Below are 17,496 nucleotides of genomic sequence, written 5' to 3' on the forward strand. Positions count from 1 at the left end.
GGTTTCCAGCAGCGGTAGTTGGGAAAAATATATGACACGGTTTTCATGTTTATGTGCAAACCAGAGAGCGAGATTGAAGCTGTGGAATGACGCACGTGCTTAAAAAATGCGAAATCTTTTGTGCAGTCAACTTTAATGCCTAACTTGCACCGCGAAATGCATGCCATTGAGGTGTGTATGCCTAACATGATTATAAATACGAAACAACCTGACAAATGAAAAATCTTAAACTATTTGTGCCGGCATTGGCGGTGTTGCTGATGACTGGCTGTGTGAGCAAAAAGAAACTTGCTGAGGTGCAAGGTAATTATGACAACCTGAAGACGGAGCATGCCGCTTTGCAAAAGGATTACAATGAGGCACAGGTGCGCATTGCCGAATACACTGCCGACTCAAAGAGCTTGGCTGCCCGCCTCAAAGAGGAGCAGGAACGCAATAAGGAGATGCGAGAGGCTTACAGCAAATTGCAATCGTCTTATCAGAGCAATGTGCAGCAAGGTAATGTGAATATATCGAAGTTGGTTGATGAAATCAATGCTTCAAACAAGTTTATCAAGCAATTGGTTGATGCCAAAACAAAGAGTGACTCTTTGAACCAGGCTCTGACCAACAAACTGACTCGTTCGCTCACTCGTCAGGAAATGAACGATGTGGACGTACAAGTGCTTAAAGGCGTGGTTTATATTTCGTTGGCCGACAACATGCTTTACAAGAGCGGTAGTTACGAAATTGGCGATCGTGCAGGCGAAACGCTTTCTAAGATTGCCAAAATCATTACCGATTACAAGGACTACGATGTGTTGGTTGAGGGTAACACCGACAATGTGCCTATTTCGCAAAAGAATATTCGCAACAACTGGGACCTCTCGGCGCTTCGTGCTTCTTCAGTAGTGCAGGCATTGCAAAACCAGTATGGCGTAGACCCCAAGCGCCTTTCAGCAGCTGGTCGAGGCGAGTATAACCCCGTGGCATCAAATGCTACCGCTGTGGGCAAGCAGCGCAACCGCCGCACACAAATCATCATCACGCCTAAGCTCGACCAGTTTATGGACTTGATTGATGAGGCTCCTGAGCAGCAGAATGATTAAGGCCTTCACGCATGTGACGAACTAATATATATGGGTGGTTCTAAAAACAGAATGATTAGAACCACCCATACGACTTAAGCAGCCCGACAAGTTACTCAACTTGTCGGGCTGCTTCAGTTATATTGATTATGTTTATCCGCACTGGCTTGCACCGCAGTGTTTGCATATCAGGCAGCCTTCTTCCTGACTTCATCACTTTTTTGCACCATTATATAGTGCGTATTGAAAATCAACGAGTTACGTAATTAAATTGGGTGACGCAAGCAAAGAAGCGAACCTTGTTTTGCTCTTTTAAGGGCTGTTCGCCCTTGTACCGCTTACCGCGAAGACATAAGTACATAAGCTACATAAGTAACATAAGGCTGACGCCGTGTTTTTTTACATAAGCTGAGGCAGGGCTTTCCGCCCTGCTTGTAAGAGACATAAGGCTGGCGCCGTGTCGTTGGCTCTAATGTAGTTTGTCGTGATAACAGAATGGAACACAATTAAAGCGTTCTCTTTATCAGGTGTCAGCCCTTATGTATCTTACAGGCTGGGCGGAAAGCCCTGCCTCAGCTTATGTAAAAACCACGGCGTCAGCCTTATGTTACTTATGTACTTATGTACCCCGCGGTAAGCGGCACAAGGGCGAACAGCCCTTAAAGCAAAGAACAAGGCTCGTTGCTCTCAATGTAGGATAAGACATATTCTACCTTGTCAGCTCGCTATAATTGATTTGGGTGACGCATTGACGAAGTCAGGACAGAATTATTAGAACCAGCCATACGACTAAAGCAGCCCGATAAGTTACTCAACTTGTCGGGCTGCTTCAGTTATATTGATTATGTTTATCCGCACCGGCTTGCACCGCAGTGTTTGCATATCAGGCAGCCTTCTTGGTAAACCAAAGTTTCGTGGCCGCAGTTCGGACATTTCTGTCCTTTGGCTTCAGTGCCGTCGATGACGTATTTTTTCAGCGCGCGGCTCACGCCCACTTTCCAGGTGTTGATGTTCTCGCTCTCAAGTTGCAGTGAGTTGACAAGCTTAATCACGTTCTCAATAGGCATGCGGTAGCGCAATACGCCAGAGATGAGTTTGGCATAGTTCCAATACTCCTTGTTAAACTTCTCCGACAAACCCTCGACCGTCATTTTATAGCCGCGCTTGTTTTGGAACTGGAAGTCATAACGCTTGGTGCCATCAGGCAAGACAGTCTTGATTATGCGTCCTTTCGTTACCGTCTTAGGCAGCACGATGCCCTCTTCGTCGTCTTGCAGACCGGTGAATATCTCGTAGGGGTGTCCGTCAAGCAACCCTACAAAAGCCACCCATTTCTCTTTGTTGTTTTGGAAGCGTACCACGTCGCATTCCAGCACGTCGGGCCGGCGTTCGGTCACCTCGGGCAGTTTCATGCCCTTAGTCAGCAAGTCCTCTTCTTGTTTCTTCTTCTTTTTGTCAGTCTTTTGCGTACTTACCAGCACCCCTGCACGTGAACCGTCGCGGTAGATCGTACAACCCTTGCAGCCACTCTTCCATGCTTCGACGTAGAGGCGGTTAACGAGTTCTTCGTCCACAGAGTTCGGCAAGTTCACTGTCACACTGATGCTGTGGTCTACCCACTTTTGTATGGCGCCCTGCATGCGCACCTTCATCAGCCAGTCTACATCGTTGGCAGTCGCTTTGTAGTAAGGCGAGCGTGCCACCAGTTCGTCAATCTCCTCTTGCGTATAACGCTTCTCTGTGTCAAGCCCCTGGGCCTTCATCCATGTAATAAACTTGGGGTGATATACAATATATTCCTCAAAAGAGTCCCCCGTCTCGTCCACAAAGTCAACGTGCACATTTGTGTCGTTAGGGTTCACCTTACGACGGCGTTTGTACACGGGCATGAACACAGGCTCAATGCCCGATGTTGTTTGCGTCATCAAGCTTGTGGTGCCTGTTGGTGCAATGGTCAGGCAGGCAATGTTGCGGCGGCCGTACTTAACCATGTCGTCATACAGGGCAGCATCGTGCTCCTTAATGCGCAAGACGAAGGGATTGTTCTCCTCGCGTTTGGCATCATATACGGGGAACGCGCCACGCTCTTTAGCCATGTTCACGCTCGAGGCGTATGCCGAAAGTGCTAAAGTCTGTTGCACTTTAACTGCCATTTCGGTAGCCTCTTCCGTACCATAGCGCAGGCCGAGGGCTGCCAACATGTCGCCTTCGGCTGTAATGCCCACTCCGGTGCGTCGGCCCTGGGCCGTTTTATGCTTAATCTTCTCCCAAAGGTGGCGTTCTGTATATTTCACCTCGTCACTCTGCGGGTCGTTTGCTACTTTGTTAAGAATGGCATCAATCTTCTCCTGCTCCAAGTCAATGATATCGTCCATAAAGCGTTGCGCCATGGCCACGTGCTTTTTGAACAGTTCGAAGTTGAACGTAGCTTGTGGCGTGAAGGGATTTTCAACGTAGCTATAAAGGTTTATGGCCAGCAATCGACAGCTGTCATAGGGGCAAAGCGGGATTTCGCCACAAGGGTTTGTGCTCACCGTGCGGAAGCCCAGGTCGGCATAACAGTCGGGAATGCTTTCGCGCAGAATGGTGTCCCAAAACAGCACGCCGGGCTCGGCACTCTTCCAGGCGTTGTGTACAATTTTATGCCAAAGGGCCGTAGCGTCAATGTCCTTTTCAACCAACGGACTGTTGCTGCTGATGGGAAACTGCTGGTGGTAGGGGCGTCCCTCGGTGGCGCAACGCATAAATTCATCGTCAACCTTCACACTCACATTAGCCCCTGTAATTTTGCCTTCAGTCATTTTAGCGTCAATAAAGGCCTCAGCTTCGGGGTGTCGTATGGCAATAGACAACATCAGTGCACCGCGTCGGCCGTCCTGTGCCACCTCGCGTGTAGAGTTGCTGTAACGCTCCATAAATGGCACAATGCCGGTCGAGGTTAATGCCGAGTTCTTAACAGGCGACCCTTTGGGGCGAATGCCCGACAAATCATGGCCCACACCGCCGCGCCGCTTCATCAGCTGCACTTGTTCCTCGTCCAGTTTCATGATGGAACCGTATGAGTCGGCATTGCCATCAATGCCAATGACAAAGCAGTTAGAGAGCGAAGCTATTTGGTGATGGTTACCAATCCCCGTCATGGGTGAGCCTGCAGGCACAAGGTAGCGAAAGTGGTCGAGTAGTGCAAAAACATCCTCTTCGCTCACCGGGTTGTTATATTTCTTCTCGATTCGTGCAATTTCGGCTGCAATGCGGTGGTGCATGTCACGTGGCGAACGTTCAAATATGTGCCCAAAGGAGTCCTTCATGGCATATTTGTTAACCCAAACACGTGCGGCCAGTTCATCGCCGCCAAAGTATTCAAGCGAGGCCTTGAAAGCCTCGTCGTATGTATAAGTGTTCTCCATTTATATGGTTTAATATGTTTATGGGTGTTTCTAATAATTCTGAAATAGGGATTTGTGCACTATCGGAAGTGTATTTTTGAAAGTTTGTGAGGGAGCATAGCGGGCTATGTGACCGAACAAACTTTCAAAAAGACACTTTCGAGAGTGTGCAAATCACATTTCAGAATAGCAGAACTCTAAAAACAGAATTTTTAGAACCACCCGATATAGGTCAAAGTCAGATTTTCAAGCTGCTGATGGCAGCACCATCAAGTGTGCGCACAGCCAGCATGCCGTCAGCATACGTGGCAAAGGTAGGCAGGTTGCCCCCTTTGGGAAATGTGGGCGACCCCGTGTTCAGTATTACAGGCCCGCCAGTTTCCTCCGCTGGTTTGAGCACCTGTCGGTGTGTGTGTCCATATACAAACACATCGCAGGCCGGTGCCTTGGGCATGTGGTCCTCGTTGTAGATGTGCCCGTGCGTCAGAAAGAAACGCTTGCCCTCGTCCACCAACATCATGTAAGTGCTTTGAATGGGGAAGTTGAGCAACATTTGGTCCACCTCTGAGTCGCAGTTGCCGCGCACCGCCACAATGTTGGCGGCCCGTTTGTTCAGCTCGTCGGCAATAGCTTGCGGGTCAAGTCCGTCGCACAAGCCATTGCGTGGGCCATAGTTCAGAATGTCGCCAAGCAACACCAGCAAATCATAGTGATGTGCATCGTAGTAGTTGAGCACCATGCGTAGCGTTGTGATGGAGCCATGTATGTCTGATAAAAATAAAATGCGCATAATCAGTGATTTAATAGCAATATAGAAATCAAGTTGGTGCTCAAAATAACTTCGAGCCCCAACTTAGCGGCAGTCGCCGCCTCGCAAAGTTAAAAAGATTATTGCATACAACCTCACTAACTAACGATAAAAAATGTACATTTGTACCTCAATACAAGTACTGTCTTATGAAGTTTTCTACACCTGTCGATTTGCCCGAAAAGACGGTGCAAATCACCCCGCATTCGCGTGTCATGTTCATTGGTTCATGCTTTGCCGACCACATTGGCGGGCGCATGTCCGACTGCTTGCCACAGGAGCAGGTCTGCATCAATCCGCATGGCACACTATACAATCCCGTCAGCATACGCAATACCCTCGTCACCTATTTGCCCGACACCATTGACCCGCCATATTCCCAAAAAGGCCTGTTCAAGACACCCGACGGACAATGGCGTCATTGGGACTATTCCACAAAGTTCTCGGCTCCGACACAGCAGGCGCTCGAGGCCGAACTGACGCAAGGGTGGGAGCGTGCCAATGCCCTGTTTGCCCAGCTCGATGTGCTGTTCATCACCCTGAGCACCGACCATGTGTATTGGCTAAACGAAGGGCCTTATGTGCACCATTGCGTGGCAAACTGTCACAAGCAGCCGGCCAGCATGTTCAGTGAGGAGGCTGTGCCGTGGCGCGACCTTGAGAGTTGGTGGCATTATTTCCTCTCGCACTTGTTGCAAGTAATGCCCCATCTGCGTGTAGTGTTCACCATCAGCCCCTATCGTTATGCCAAATATGGCATGCATGGCAATGCGCTCAGCAAGGCCCAGTTGCTGTTGCTCACCGACCATTTGTGTCGTGAGTTTGAGCGCGCATACTATTTCCCGGCCTACGAAATTGTGACAGACGAGTTGCGCGACTACCGCTTTTATGCCCCCGACATGTTGCACCCCTCAGAGCAAGCCATCGATTATGTGTGGGAGCGTTTTACCGAGTGGGCTTTTACTCCCGCCATGCACGATTATGCCCGTGAGCGTACAGCCCTGTTGCGTGCCATGGCCCACCGGCCTATCAATCCCGATACCGAGGCACACCGCAAATTTTTGCAAAAGCTCGATATGCGCAAGCAGGCATTCCGACAAAAGTGGGGAACCGATGCCTTAATAGGCTGATGTTTGAAAACTTGAAGAACTCTATAGATGCTCAATTAGAGTTAGATATAAACCGGTGGATTCTAATTATAGGCATATTGGTTCTCTTTATTTTGCATTTTGTACGAAGCTACTGAAGCAACAAGTATCTTGGTTAACAACAACTTTTATTATTGATATGTTATGAGCGTAGATTTGTCATTGATAATACCGAACAATTGCCAGTCATTGCGAGACACACAAAACGCCAAGAAATGTTTTGATGACACGATAGATTCTGTCATCAAGCATTTTCATGGACGTAAGCAGTTCGTCACAGATATTATTATAAGCACTAATGAAGAGGATCCCAATTATATAAAATATAGTTTTGAGATACCTCTTCTGAGTATAACAGCAGAGATGCATTCTGGATTTTGGGATATATGGCCGGTGGCAAGTTATAATCATTATTTTATCCCTTTCAATACGGATATTTTAGGGAAACCAAGAATATGGGCCAGAGAGGTTTGTTTTAATACACTGCTGGCATTTGGCCATACCGAAGGTTGGATTTGCGATGAATTCCATAGCTGGAACTGCGGACTCGATGACTATGACTCGACCTTTGAGGATTGGAAGGCTTATGGGAAAAACGATGAAGACAGCATCATACATGAATTTGATATTATGCGTTTTGCAGATGTTGATCCCCGAAAAGGAATATGGCCGGACTATGATCTAAAGTATCATGATTCTTATAAGGAATGTCATGACGTTTTGAATGCAATTCGTAGCCGTTTCCCTGAGTATGACATACTTTCTATTAGTAATCCACTTCCCAATTGTGCTTTCGCAGCTAAGAATGATGAACTGTTTATATTGGATTATAAAACTGGAAGTTGTCTGACAGGAAAACCCATAGACAACTGTCGAACGGATTTTTGTGGTGCAGGCATTCAAGTGTTTAAGGGAGAAAAGAGTGCATTTTTTAATATGGAAGGTAAGCAATTGACTGATTTCCGTGTCGGGAATTTCTCTTGGAAATGGGATACTCGTTGTATATATGCTTTCAGACAGATAATTATTGACGAGGCAACAGGTCGGAAATTTCTATCAGATGGCACTTCGTACGAGGAGTGAAGTGTGTAAGGCGTTGTGGTGTTAAACAAGAGATATGGAGCAATATTAAAGTTATGACACTGCCAATAATTTATGGTGTTACATAATGCTGCTCTCTTAACGCAATCCCAATCTCTAATGGGGGCGACATGTCCTGCGTACGGTGAAAAATGAAATGTTCAGATGCCGTTACTGCTGCCAGAAAAAATGTGGACACCATAAACGGCCACCTCGACAAGGTGATAAAGGAAGCCCCGACCAAGTTGGAGGTATCCGTGGAAGTTTCAGATACCGACTGGCAGAAGATGCAGCAGATGTTTGACGAGCACAACAAGCAGATGTTGGCCAAGATGCAGAAGTACTTGAAGGAAGTCAATGACATGTTTGCCAATGAGCGCAGGAAGGTCAACGAGCGTTACAAGGAATACGATGGAGTCTATCTCGGTCGCTACGCCCAGTGGTTCTTCTGGCTCTTCTTCGTCCTTGGTTTTTCGGCTTTTGTGGTGTTATTGCCGTAATGATAGCGCAGCACTATGGAAAGTGAAATCGCCTGACCTTAGGCTGAGGGCTTAAAGTCAGGCGGTTGACCTTTTTGTATTAAATAAAATCTGGGAAAAGGTAAAGTTGCGGTTGTGGTTTCCTAACTCCGTCCAAGACTTCTAATGCCTCTCTCACACTTTGAGCAATCTTTTTAGCAAACGCAACTGGAACAGCATTACCTATCTGCAATTGTATCTCACGTTGATTATGACCATAAAACACCCAATCATCAGGAAAGGTTTGTAAACGTGCATATTCTCGATGAGTGAATGCCCTTAGCTTACTTGCGGAAATCCTCCACAATTTTGCTTTTGATTCAGGATTTCGAACATATAATGCTCCTTCTCGCTCCTTGTCAATTCTTGTGGCTTTAACATTCCCTAGAGCCCAGCCCCATACTGTTGCAGTGTCAATTGCAGGAAAAGGAGCATCAAAAGTACGAATGGGATTACCTTCAGATGCGGTTCTACTAAACCGTACAGGTATAGCTATTTCTGTGTCATCAAAAGGTTCGCCTGTTTCCGTGTGTGCATAGCTCTTAAATCCCCAAGACGGATTATGATTTGGAAGTTTTATGGACAAGTCTTGTCCTAACTCATAGATGAAATCTCTGATACCCGTTTCTTTTGAGGATGGTTCGGGATATTGAAAATGACTAAGAGTATTATCTTTGTAAGCAATAAATATAAATCGCCGTCTAGTTTGTGGTGCTCCAAATTGTGATACCTTAAAGTACTGAAATACTGTTGTGTAGCCAATCGCTCGCATTTCTTCAGCAATTTGTATGGCAAAAGGTTTCTGTGTTTCAGGATGAACCATAGTCCTAAGATTTAACACATTCTCCATAACTACTACACGAGGTTTCATGATATTAGCTATTCTAACGACTTCTTTGTATAAGGAATTACGCTTGTCATTTGCGTCTCGATTACCCCCTAAAGAGAATCCTTGGCATGGGAATCCGGCTAACAACACATCAAGTCCTTCTCTAAAGTCTGGAGTGTATTCGCGTACATCACAATTTACGACATCCCATGTAGGTCTATTCATACGCATAGTCTGGACGGCATAATCTAATATGTCGCTTGACTGTGTATGAATAAAACCGGCTTTTTCAAAGCCAATATCCAACCCCCCTGCACCTGAGAATAGGCTAAGGAAAGTGTATGGGGACAATTTTTCTTGTTCGACAGTATACATTTATGCAGGAATTACTGGTATATATGCAACACGCTCCTTTACCTCCCTCAGTTTGCATGCATCAAAAATATTACTTAATGTGATGAGTTCTGCACCAGAATTACATGGCGCAATTTCATCTAGTAAGAAATAGTAGAAAGAGTTACCATATTTGTCTTCTCTTACTATCTGCTCATTTATATTCAAAGTTTCCCCTAACTGCTCAATGTCTTGTTTTTTCAACACAAGAACCATTCTTAAGTAAAATTCTTCCAACTTGGAATTTAAAGGATTAGGGTAAGTATACATTCTACGATGTCTTACCGAGCCTTCTCCATATGGTCCATGATTGTATTCGGAAGTATTTGCATATTTAGCTTCTTTATACAACTCGAAGTCGTAATTCAAGAAATCTCCATCTACAAGTATTAATGATACAATCTTTGTACTTGCCGGATTGAGTAATGCAAATAAGTAGAAACAAGGAATGATTCTTGTCTCAGCACCGACTTTAACAAAAGCTTTTCCACAGGGTAGGCAACTATTGTAATCAATAGTCATTCCACGAGGGTCTTTTCCATTGGTTTTCTGGATAAGTTTTTTAACCTCAATACCAATAATCAAACCTGACTTCTTATCTCTAACGACCAAGTCAGGCGTAGTTAAAGTGCCGGAGTGAAAGACTTCGAAATCTTTGGATGAGCTCTTTTGAATAACTTCTTCCACCCAACAATCAAATGGGTCATCTTGCACAGTCCCAACGACTGCTGCTGGCCGCAAGTGTACAGGAATTCCTTCTCCTTTCTTTAAGGAGATAAGTCCCCGGTATATCCTTAATATAATATCAGTTTCTGTCATTTCTTATATTTCTTAGAGTTTACGTATTCTTCTACCTTTTGCAGAACATCATCAAGATATTGAATTGTCTTATTCTTAATCTCTATCAATTCCCTAATAGTATAATCCTTGCCTATGTCTGAAAAAGTAAATTCGCCATGTGCCAAACTATTGCGTTTGTTTTTTACTGTCGCTAAATCACGTCCATCTTTTGTTCGTTCCCAACCGATTTGTTTTGCTATTTTTCTTATTTCCTGAGCATCAATATTGCCACTAATATGAACGCTACCAACAGTGATAGCAATAAACTCTTTTTTAAGAATACTATCAGTTAGTTTTGTGATAATATTAACAGTTTGGCTTATATCCTTTATGGTCTTTGCCTCTTGCCGTATCCATAGACGTTTAATTTCATCTGAAAATTGCTCGAAAGTAAGTTTTTCGCTCTCAATTGAATTGGTTATGGCCTTTATCGAATTGACTATTGTAGATTCTATCAAATTATATAAGAGTATAAAACAGTTCGCTTTTAATATCTTAGATAATTCATCATCAATAGACATAGATGAGTCATTTCCTAATATATCGGTACAAACAATTTTACATTCCCCTTTATCAAGATATCCTACAGCGTCTAAATACCTAGAGACTTCATGTTTGCGTTTGTTATATTCTACTTTAGTTGTGATCATAGGTTAAATCTTGTTGAACTCCTAGAAGGCAATCTCTTACGAATTCAATACGAGATTTTAGTCTTCCAGGGTTATTGCTTGCATCCGATGTTGTTTCCTTTTTGAATTCAACCGAATCTAACCAATCCATAGACCTCGGTTGTACGTCAGGATTTTCTTTTAAAGCAAGATAAACGCCAACTGAAATAGCCTCAAATCTCACTCTTGGTGTAACACTGTCATTCGGCTTTCTCGCAAAGAACTGTGGTGCAAAGTGGGTTTCGACAAAATTGCACATTGAAGTAAACTTAGAGAGCATGGCTTCCCTATCAAAACTTTTTTGGCATCGTTTTACGTATTCGTCCAAAAACGGAGCAACGTCGTGCTTAAATTTTAGATATCCTTCTGAAAATGCAAAAAAGCGTAACACAAGTTCTTCGTACTCTCCTCTGTCCTTTTTACTTTCAGACATAGGACAAAGCTCTTGGAACAACTCGTTATTAGAACACTCTATGATAAAGTTATAGAATTGCCCTTGGTATGCGCCCTTTCGTGTTTCACTATCAGTAAGTTTGTTAGAACTAGTATTGATTCTTTTAAATATGTCAGCCCGAACGTCTGCCGTTGCTTTTTCTGTTACTACGTGGAATCTAAAATCTCTTAGCATGAACTTATTCTGACGACTTGTTGACAAATCTGAGAATTTAGTTCCATTTAAAGACTTTAATTTTTCAAGTCCGTTGAGTTTCAATTCATCAGAACAATACTGAACAAGAGTTCGTATACGTTGTGAGCCATCTATTATCTCCAACTCAGCTTCTTCTCCTGAAATGGATACGAGGAAAGGCATAATTGGTACACCTAGAAAAACCGATTCGATGAATTTTGCTTGCTGTTTTTTCTTCCAAACAAAGTTCCGCTGATAATGCGGAACAAATAGTTGATCCTTCTTGTATTTCTGCACAATAACCTCAACAGGATATTCTTTTGTATCATAATCGTATGGAATGCTGGCTTGATTGATTTCCAATTCCATATTTTCGATATCCTGTGACGTGAATTTTATCTTTTTTGTCATTTGAATCTACTTTAAATCGTTTAAATGTTTAATAATGCTATCTGCTACCACTTCACCTAATTTGGGCGGTACTGCATTCCCTATATACCTAGAAACTTTTCCGAGCGAAACGTCTTTCTCTTTCTCAAAGAATCTATAATTCATTGGGAATGTTTGTAATAAGGCGGCTTCTCGTGCAGATATAGCCCTGTCTTGTTCGGGGTGCCCAAAACGTCCGCTTCCAAAGCCAGTGCATTGAGTAGTCATTGTCGGTGAAGGCAAATCCCACGACATTCTACCGTAGACGCTTCCATAAGTTTTGCCAGTTTCTGCCTTATGGCATTTTAATCTTAACGATTCTGGCCAGTCTTTCCAACTTCCTCCCATAGGGGTTGACTTTATCCTTTGCAAATTTATAGGGGTCAAACCAGCAGCTCTGTGAAGAGCGTCTGTAGCACTTGTTTCTCCTGCTTTTATTGGCGGTAATTTGCCAATAGTATCTCTTACTGTAACATAATGGTCAGGAGTGCAAGTTGCAGGGATGAGATTTATCTCTCCAAATTTCGAAGCTAGCAAGACTAGCCTTTTTCTTGTTTGAGGGATGCCATAGTCAGGACAGTATACGATTTTTACAGAGACGTAGTAATGTAAGTCCTCTAACAGCTTGACAAAGTCTTGAAGCACATTTTTGAGTTTAAATGTCAAAATTGCAGGAACATTTTCCATTGTTACAATATCAGGGCGAACAGTCTTTATTAATCTGCCGAATTCATACAGCAAGTCGTATTTGCTCTGGTCTTTCGTCTTGTTCTTAAATGCGTATGAGGAGAATGGTTGGCAAGGTGCACATCCTGCAAGCACTCTGATGCAATCGTTGCTATATAGCTTTACAACATCTTCCATTGTTACATCAAATATATTCTTATGAAAGAAATTTGCTTGATTATTGAATTTATAAGCGTATTCGCATGTTCCATCTATATCAAATCCCCCCCTTATATCTAACCCCTTGCACTTCATGCCATAGCTTAAGCCTCCTATTCCGCAGAACAGGTCAACTACTTCTATTGTCTTATATGTTTTCTTTATCTTGCGCATGGGTAAAATCTGCTTCAAAGTTACAAAAATATATCCGGATTTATGGCGCTTTGGTGGGTTTTTAAGAAAAACACACAAAATATTTGCTGACAATATTCATTTTTTTGCATAGGTGATAATTGCTTACAAAGAGAGTGTAAGCATTGTTGGGATAAGATTATTTCTATGATGCTATCGGATGTAAGTTTTTCAGATACACACATCGTTAAAATAGTTTCTAAATTAAGCTTTCTTTATATAGCAAGCCAATATATAGTTGCACACATTCTCTTACGCATCCCAAAATCGGAAAAATGCCTTTTATTTCCGTGTTAATTTATGTTTAGCAATGCTTTCGGATTGTGGCTTAGTAGTTTTCTTGTTTCTCGTTTGTTTCTTATGTCCTGTGACTATAAATATTGCAGTCCGCTAAAAGTTTTACCAAATCGCAATAAAAAAGTTTACGGGTTAACAAGTAAACGGGGAAGTACAAAGCAGATATGCTTGTCAACCTGTTAACTTGTTAACCCGTAATTTATAATTACACCCAAGGGTGAATGGCATGCCAAACTTCGGTTAAATTGAACTTCAGTCAAAGCAAACCTTTGTCAAACTAAAGTTTGGCGCAGAATTACTTCACCATCACCTTGGTACCGTTCACCACATAGATGCCGGCAGGAATGCCGTTGATGGTGGTTACGCCACTGCCCACCTGTGCATTGCGCACGAGCTGTCCGGCAATGTTGTAGATGCGTACCGATTGCGCCTTTCCAGTATTGACGGAGATACAGCCCACACCACCGAGTGCTGCGAAGTAAGCCTCGGCCTTGGCCTCGTTGATAGCTGTCACAGCAGCGTCAAATCCGTACTTTTGGTCAAGCCAGTTTACGCGGCGGCGTATCCAGCTTTCGGCGTATGTGGCACCGCCCTGAATGTCCTTGTGGCGCGAATGGTATGCTTTGCTCCACATGTCTTGTTCGCGCTGGTCGGCCAGACTGGCTTCAAAGAGGCTGGCGTAGTTGGCAAAGCGGTTGGCTATGCCGTCGCCCGAAATGACACCCTTTATGCGCAATTCGGCATAGCGGTCCTTTAGGTCTTGCTGCCATTCCGACCTGCTCTTAATGAGGTCAAATATGGCAAATTGTCCGTGCTCATAGTTCTTGATATAGGTGTCAAAGTCAAGCGTTACATCTTTGGTGTTTGTAATCACACCGTCCCAGTCCTGTCCAAAGGTGCCGTCCAAATCCCACGGTGCGAGGCTCAGTTTGTCGCCTTCGGGGCCTTGGGTGTCGTAAGCATACCAAAACAAGTTCTTGCCATGGTTGTCGGTGGCGAGCAGCAGGTCGATAAACAGGTAGTAGTCGCGCAGCATGGGGTAGTCAAAGCGGCTCTTCACACTGTCGATGTTCAGAATGAATGATGTTGCCACCATGTTGGCAGCGTCGTGCAGCGGACGCCATTCTACGGCTTCGTCCTCGTAGTCGGGGTATTTGAACTCGTATTCACACCATGTTTCCTGGCCCAAGATGTTCTTGTAGTCAGACACCTTTTTGTGAGGGTAGATAACTTGTTTGTAGTCATTATCGTCGTTGCTCTCGTGTCCCATAAACACTTCGTATGTCCATTGGTTCGACTTGTAGAGCACGCCATGCACCTCGTTCTCACCAGTAGTAGATTGGGCTGCCGGCACAAACTTTTTCAGTTTGAGCTGCTTGCGGTCCATCTTTTCAGTCATGCAGTACAAGCCCCACCATTGTCCGTTGAGTATCACCTCTACAAATTTGCCACGTGTGCCAGTGCGCACCTTCTTTTCGCGGTCGGCATAGTAAGGTTTGCATTCAAAGGCGTTCCACAAGTCGGTGGCCACGCGGTTGCGCATACATGCCAGGTCAATGTACATGGCATCGAGTATCCAGTTGTTGTCTGAGCGGTAGCCAAGCAGTTTGCGGTCAACCGAGTTGCCGTTCTCATCACGCAGTTTAATGGCGTATGAGCGTTTGGGGTAGTTGCTCGACGAGGCACCGCGATACTTGAATGCGGCAATCATCAGCGAGTCGTAGCCCAAAGAGGCCGGGTCGGTCACGCGCAGCGAACCAGTAGTATATGCCTTGCTGTTCACACTGCTGCAGTTAAGTTCGACAATGGGCAAGAAGGTAAACCGTATTTTGGCGCTGAGGTCTACGTTCTCGCTGGCATTGGTCAGTTCGATGGGGTAGAGTGTTTCGCAGTCCACATTATCAAATGTCACATAGCCATCAGCATCGAGTTCTTGTCCGTTCACCTTCAGTGTGTAGCCCTCGGCGTTGGTGGCCTTCAGTTTGTAGGTCACTTTGGCTGTGTAGTCGCCACCATTGCGCATGCCTTCGGGCAGTGTGGCAAAGTAGGCGTTGCCCTTGCCGTCGTACACCAATTGTTTGTCGTTAATGCGCAGTGAATCGAAGGCTTCGGCAAAGGCCTTTGGTGTTACATCAAGTCCAAAGTCGATGTCTTTGTTCTGCAAGTATTTAGCATGGCGCAAGTCGGCTGATGTAAACACAAACGACGAACCAGCATCGTCACCTTCGTAGAGTCCTACTTCGTGCACATTGCTACTGCCTGTGTTATTGTCCAGACTATAGTCGTTCCATGAGTTATATTTATATTGTGTGGCGTCGGTTGCGCTCAGATTATCAAGTTTTGTGATGGTATAACCCGGGTAGGTGTTGGTAGTCCAACCAAAGCCCCAAAGGTTGCCGTTGGGTGTGCCGTTCACCACACTGAGTCCTGCACGTTTGTCAGACACGCTGTTGTCGGGCGTGGGATAGTTGGTCGAAACGTACTGACCATCTTTTGTAAATATCTGCACGCCAGTGCCACTTTGCACAAAATAGAATTGCGTACGGTCTGATGCTGAGTACACCTCGGTCAGGCAAGTCGTCTTTGTATTCATGCTTGTGCCTACGCCCACATAACGTCCGGTGCGCAAATTGGCAATGCTGTAGAGCACAGGGTCTGCCACAGAGGTGGTATATACTATGGGCTGCTTCAGTTGAGTACGTTCCCAATATTCGCCATAGCTTGTTTTGCCGTATGTGGTTGCGTTAAAGTCGTCTGTGCCCTCACCGCCAGTTTCGCCACCGCTTCCGCCGCCAGTTTCGCCGCTGCTGCCACTGTTGTCGAGCAACACATTGTTGCCCTGCTCGTCATAGATTTTGAACAACTCATTTTCATCGTAGTAGTTCGCACGGTAGGCGCCAAACAAATTTGTGCCGTCAATGCGCACATTAAAGTGGTAGCCCGAACCATTGCCCTCGCTGGCACTGGCAATGCCTGCATAGCCGTCCTCGTTGATGTCGAAAATCCACTGGCTCTCGTTTCCCGACGCGGCGTTGGTCAGGGTGACATACTTGGTTCTGTAGTTTTTGGTTGTAGTAAAGGTCAGATACTGGCCGCTCTTTGCATTGACAATAACATAGCCGTTGCCACTTTTGTTGATGTACCACCAGCTGTCGTCGCTGTAAGAGTTGCCACTGTCGTAATACAATTCAACCAGTTTGCTATGGTTGCTGCCAATAACTACCGAACCATAACTATTGCTGCTGTTAAACTTTTTGCAACTGATGCGGTACTTTGTGTTGGCTTTGAAATTAGGGGCGGCTTGTGCCGTGCCGATAGCCAACAAGGAAAGGAAAAAGAGTAAAAACTTTTTCATGTAGAAAGGGTATGTAGTTGTAACTTATTGTCGTATTTTAATTGCAAAGGGGTAAACCAACCAATTTGACAGGCGAACCCTTTTGGGTATTTGGCTTGCATTGCTGACAAGAGAGAATAACGTATGCAGGGATTAACGTCAAGCCCGACCCGCTTTAATCTGTCAGTTTGTCAAGTTGTCAGTCAATTCCGCCAATGCGTAAGTATTTTTGTTTTTCAATAAAGCGCGGTAAAGTTACGAATAATTGTCAACTCCTTTTTGCAAAGCGCACTCTTTTTATACCAACAGCCAGTTTTTTTATGTCAATTCGTAATGTGTATAGATGTATCGGTATTTTCGACAATCGTGCAGATTCTCGCGCGCACGCGTCCGGCATTTTGAATGCGAAGTGTATGCACTCTACACTTTCTGCGTGTAACGCTTTGATTGTCAGTGCGTTAAGTAGTGTAGATGGTCAGCTCAAGAACCTACACGACCGTGTGCACTTGTCTGCACACCACACACCGCTTGACTTTCGTTATGTGCAAGCACATTTCGTGTGCCACCACCCGCGTTTTACGGCAATGGGGGAGCGGAATTTCTGTTGTTCCGACAGGAAAAACGCTCTCCCGTTGTGCGTTTGACGCCCTGCCGCAGGTGCAAAACGAGGCCCCCGTGTAGTCGGAGTGCAGATGGTAGTGCATACGGAATGTAGACGTGTCTACACGCTGCAATATGCTGATAATCAATATGAAAATAAGCATTAGTGCAGAGTGTAGACAGTTTTGTGGAAAAACCTTTTAGTGTAGAAAAACCGCTGCGAGCATGTTGGCTAAAAATCGATATGCGACATACTTCAGCCCTCATGGTGCCAATTTTGACTGTTGGAGGCCAGTTATTCGGCAAAAAATGGCATTCTTCGGCAGATTTGTCGTATCTTCGCTCTAAAATAACGCGTGTGCGGAATTAGCTGACATATTGGCGAGTAGGGGGC

12 protein-coding genes are annotated in these 17,496 nt (G+C 44.8%); 4 read left to right on the forward strand and 8 right to left on the reverse strand.

Annotated elements, in window-relative coordinates:
- Positions 1-215: 215 nt before the first annotated feature.
- On the forward strand, positions 216-1,088 hold the full coding sequence (locus BQ5453_RS07960; protein ID WP_022101444.1) for an OmpA/MotB family protein: 873 nt from the start codon (positions 216-218) through the stop codon (positions 1,086-1,088).
- A gap of 827 nt (positions 1,089-1,915) precedes the next feature.
- Here BQ5453_RS07960 and BQ5453_RS07965 read toward each other — a convergent pair.
- A complete protein-coding gene (locus tag BQ5453_RS07965) occupies positions 1,916-4,474 on the reverse strand; it encodes an adenosylcobalamin-dependent ribonucleoside-diphosphate reductase (RefSeq protein WP_071122778.1) in 2,559 nt (852 codons plus the stop codon).
- A 217-nt stretch (positions 4,475-4,691) separates the two neighbouring features.
- A complete protein-coding gene (yfcE, locus tag BQ5453_RS07970) occupies positions 4,692-5,243 on the reverse strand; it encodes a phosphodiesterase (protein WP_022101357.1) in 552 nt (183 codons plus the stop codon).
- A gap of 167 nt (positions 5,244-5,410) precedes the next feature.
- Here yfcE and BQ5453_RS07975 point away from each other — a divergent pair, with 167 nt between their 5' ends.
- From BQ5453_RS07975 to BQ5453_RS07985, 3 genes are all read left to right on the forward strand, one after another.
- Positions 5,411-6,391 (forward strand): GSCFA domain-containing protein, encoded by a 981-nt coding sequence (locus BQ5453_RS07975; RefSeq protein WP_071122779.1) that lies wholly within the window; start codon positions 5,411-5,413, stop codon positions 6,389-6,391.
- Between the two features lie 207 nt (positions 6,392-6,598).
- Positions 6,599-7,492, forward strand: a complete 894-nt coding sequence (locus BQ5453_RS07980) for a hypothetical protein (protein WP_143033337.1) — start codon at positions 6,599-6,601, stop codon at positions 7,490-7,492.
- Between the two features lie 149 nt (positions 7,493-7,641).
- A complete protein-coding gene (locus tag BQ5453_RS07985) occupies positions 7,642-7,989 on the forward strand; it encodes a hypothetical protein (RefSeq protein ID WP_071122781.1) in 348 nt (115 codons plus the stop codon).
- Between the two features lie 79 nt (positions 7,990-8,068).
- On the opposite strand, the gene BQ5453_RS07990 is transcribed toward BQ5453_RS07985, so the two are convergent.
- The 6 genes from BQ5453_RS07990 to BQ5453_RS08015 form a co-directional block, all read right to left on the reverse strand.
- Positions 8,069-9,211 carry a DNA cytosine methyltransferase gene (locus BQ5453_RS07990; protein ID WP_071122782.1) on the reverse strand — a complete coding sequence of 381 codons (1,143 nt, stop codon included), beginning with the start codon at positions 9,209-9,211 and terminating at the stop codon, positions 8,069-8,071.
- On the reverse strand, positions 9,212-10,048 hold the full coding sequence (locus BQ5453_RS07995) for a hypothetical protein (RefSeq protein WP_071122783.1): 837 nt from the start codon (positions 10,046-10,048) through the stop codon (positions 9,212-9,214). It abuts the gene before it with no gap.
- On the reverse strand, positions 10,045-10,719 hold the full coding sequence (locus BQ5453_RS08000; protein ID WP_071122784.1) for an MAE_28990/MAE_18760 family HEPN-like nuclease: 675 nt from the start codon (positions 10,717-10,719) through the stop codon (positions 10,045-10,047). Before BQ5453_RS08000 ends, BQ5453_RS07995 begins: the two co-directional genes overlap by 4 nt.
- Positions 10,706-11,776: a DUF262 domain-containing protein gene (locus BQ5453_RS08005; RefSeq protein ID WP_071122785.1), complete on the reverse strand. Its 1,071-nt coding sequence runs from the start codon at positions 11,774-11,776 to the stop codon at positions 10,706-10,708. Before BQ5453_RS08005 ends, BQ5453_RS08000 begins: the two co-directional genes overlap by 14 nt.
- A gap of 6 nt (positions 11,777-11,782) precedes the next feature.
- Entirely contained in the window at positions 11,783-12,853 is a 1,071-nt protein-coding gene (locus BQ5453_RS08010; RefSeq protein ID WP_071122786.1) for a DNA cytosine methyltransferase, read from the reverse strand.
- 610 nt (positions 12,854-13,463) lie between these two features.
- Entirely contained in the window at positions 13,464-16,523 is a 3,060-nt protein-coding gene (locus BQ5453_RS08015; RefSeq protein WP_071122787.1) for a CotH kinase family protein, read from the reverse strand.
- Positions 16,524-17,496 lie beyond the last annotated feature (973 nt).

It is taken from the genome of Prevotellamassilia timonensis, from assembly GCF_900106785.1.
GTDB classification, from domain to species: Bacteria; Bacteroidota; Bacteroidia; order Bacteroidales; family Bacteroidaceae; genus Alloprevotella; species Alloprevotella timonensis.

Coding starts and splice junctions, on each gene's coding strand:
- BQ5453_RS07960 (WP_022101444.1), top strand. CDS start 216: ATGAAAAATCTTAAACTATTTGTGCCGGCATTGGCGGTGTTGCTGATG.
- BQ5453_RS07965 (WP_071122778.1), bottom strand. CDS start 4,474: ATGGAGAACACTTATACATACGACGAGGCTTTCAAGGCCTCGCTTGAA.
- yfcE (WP_022101357.1), bottom strand. CDS start 5,243: ATGCGCATTTTATTTTTATCAGACATACATGGCTCCATCACAACGCTA.
- BQ5453_RS07975 (WP_071122779.1), top strand. CDS start 5,411: ATGAAGTTTTCTACACCTGTCGATTTGCCCGAAAAGACGGTGCAAATC.
- BQ5453_RS07985 (WP_071122781.1), top strand. CDS start 7,642: ATGAAATGTTCAGATGCCGTTACTGCTGCCAGAAAAAATGTGGACACC.
- BQ5453_RS07990 (WP_071122782.1), bottom strand. CDS start 9,211: ATGTATACTGTCGAACAAGAAAAATTGTCCCCATACACTTTCCTTAGC.
- BQ5453_RS07995 (WP_071122783.1), bottom strand. CDS start 10,048: ATGACAGAAACTGATATTATATTAAGGATATACCGGGGACTTATCTCC.
- BQ5453_RS08000 (WP_071122784.1), bottom strand. CDS start 10,719: ATGATCACAACTAAAGTAGAATATAACAAACGCAAACATGAAGTCTCT.
- BQ5453_RS08005 (WP_071122785.1), bottom strand. CDS start 11,776: ATGACAAAAAAGATAAAATTCACGTCACAGGATATCGAAAATATGGAA.
- BQ5453_RS08010 (WP_071122786.1), bottom strand. CDS start 12,853: ATGCGCAAGATAAAGAAAACATATAAGACAATAGAAGTAGTTGACCTG.
- BQ5453_RS08015 (WP_071122787.1), bottom strand. CDS start 16,523: ATGAAAAAGTTTTTACTCTTTTTCCTTTCCTTGTTGGCTATCGGCACG.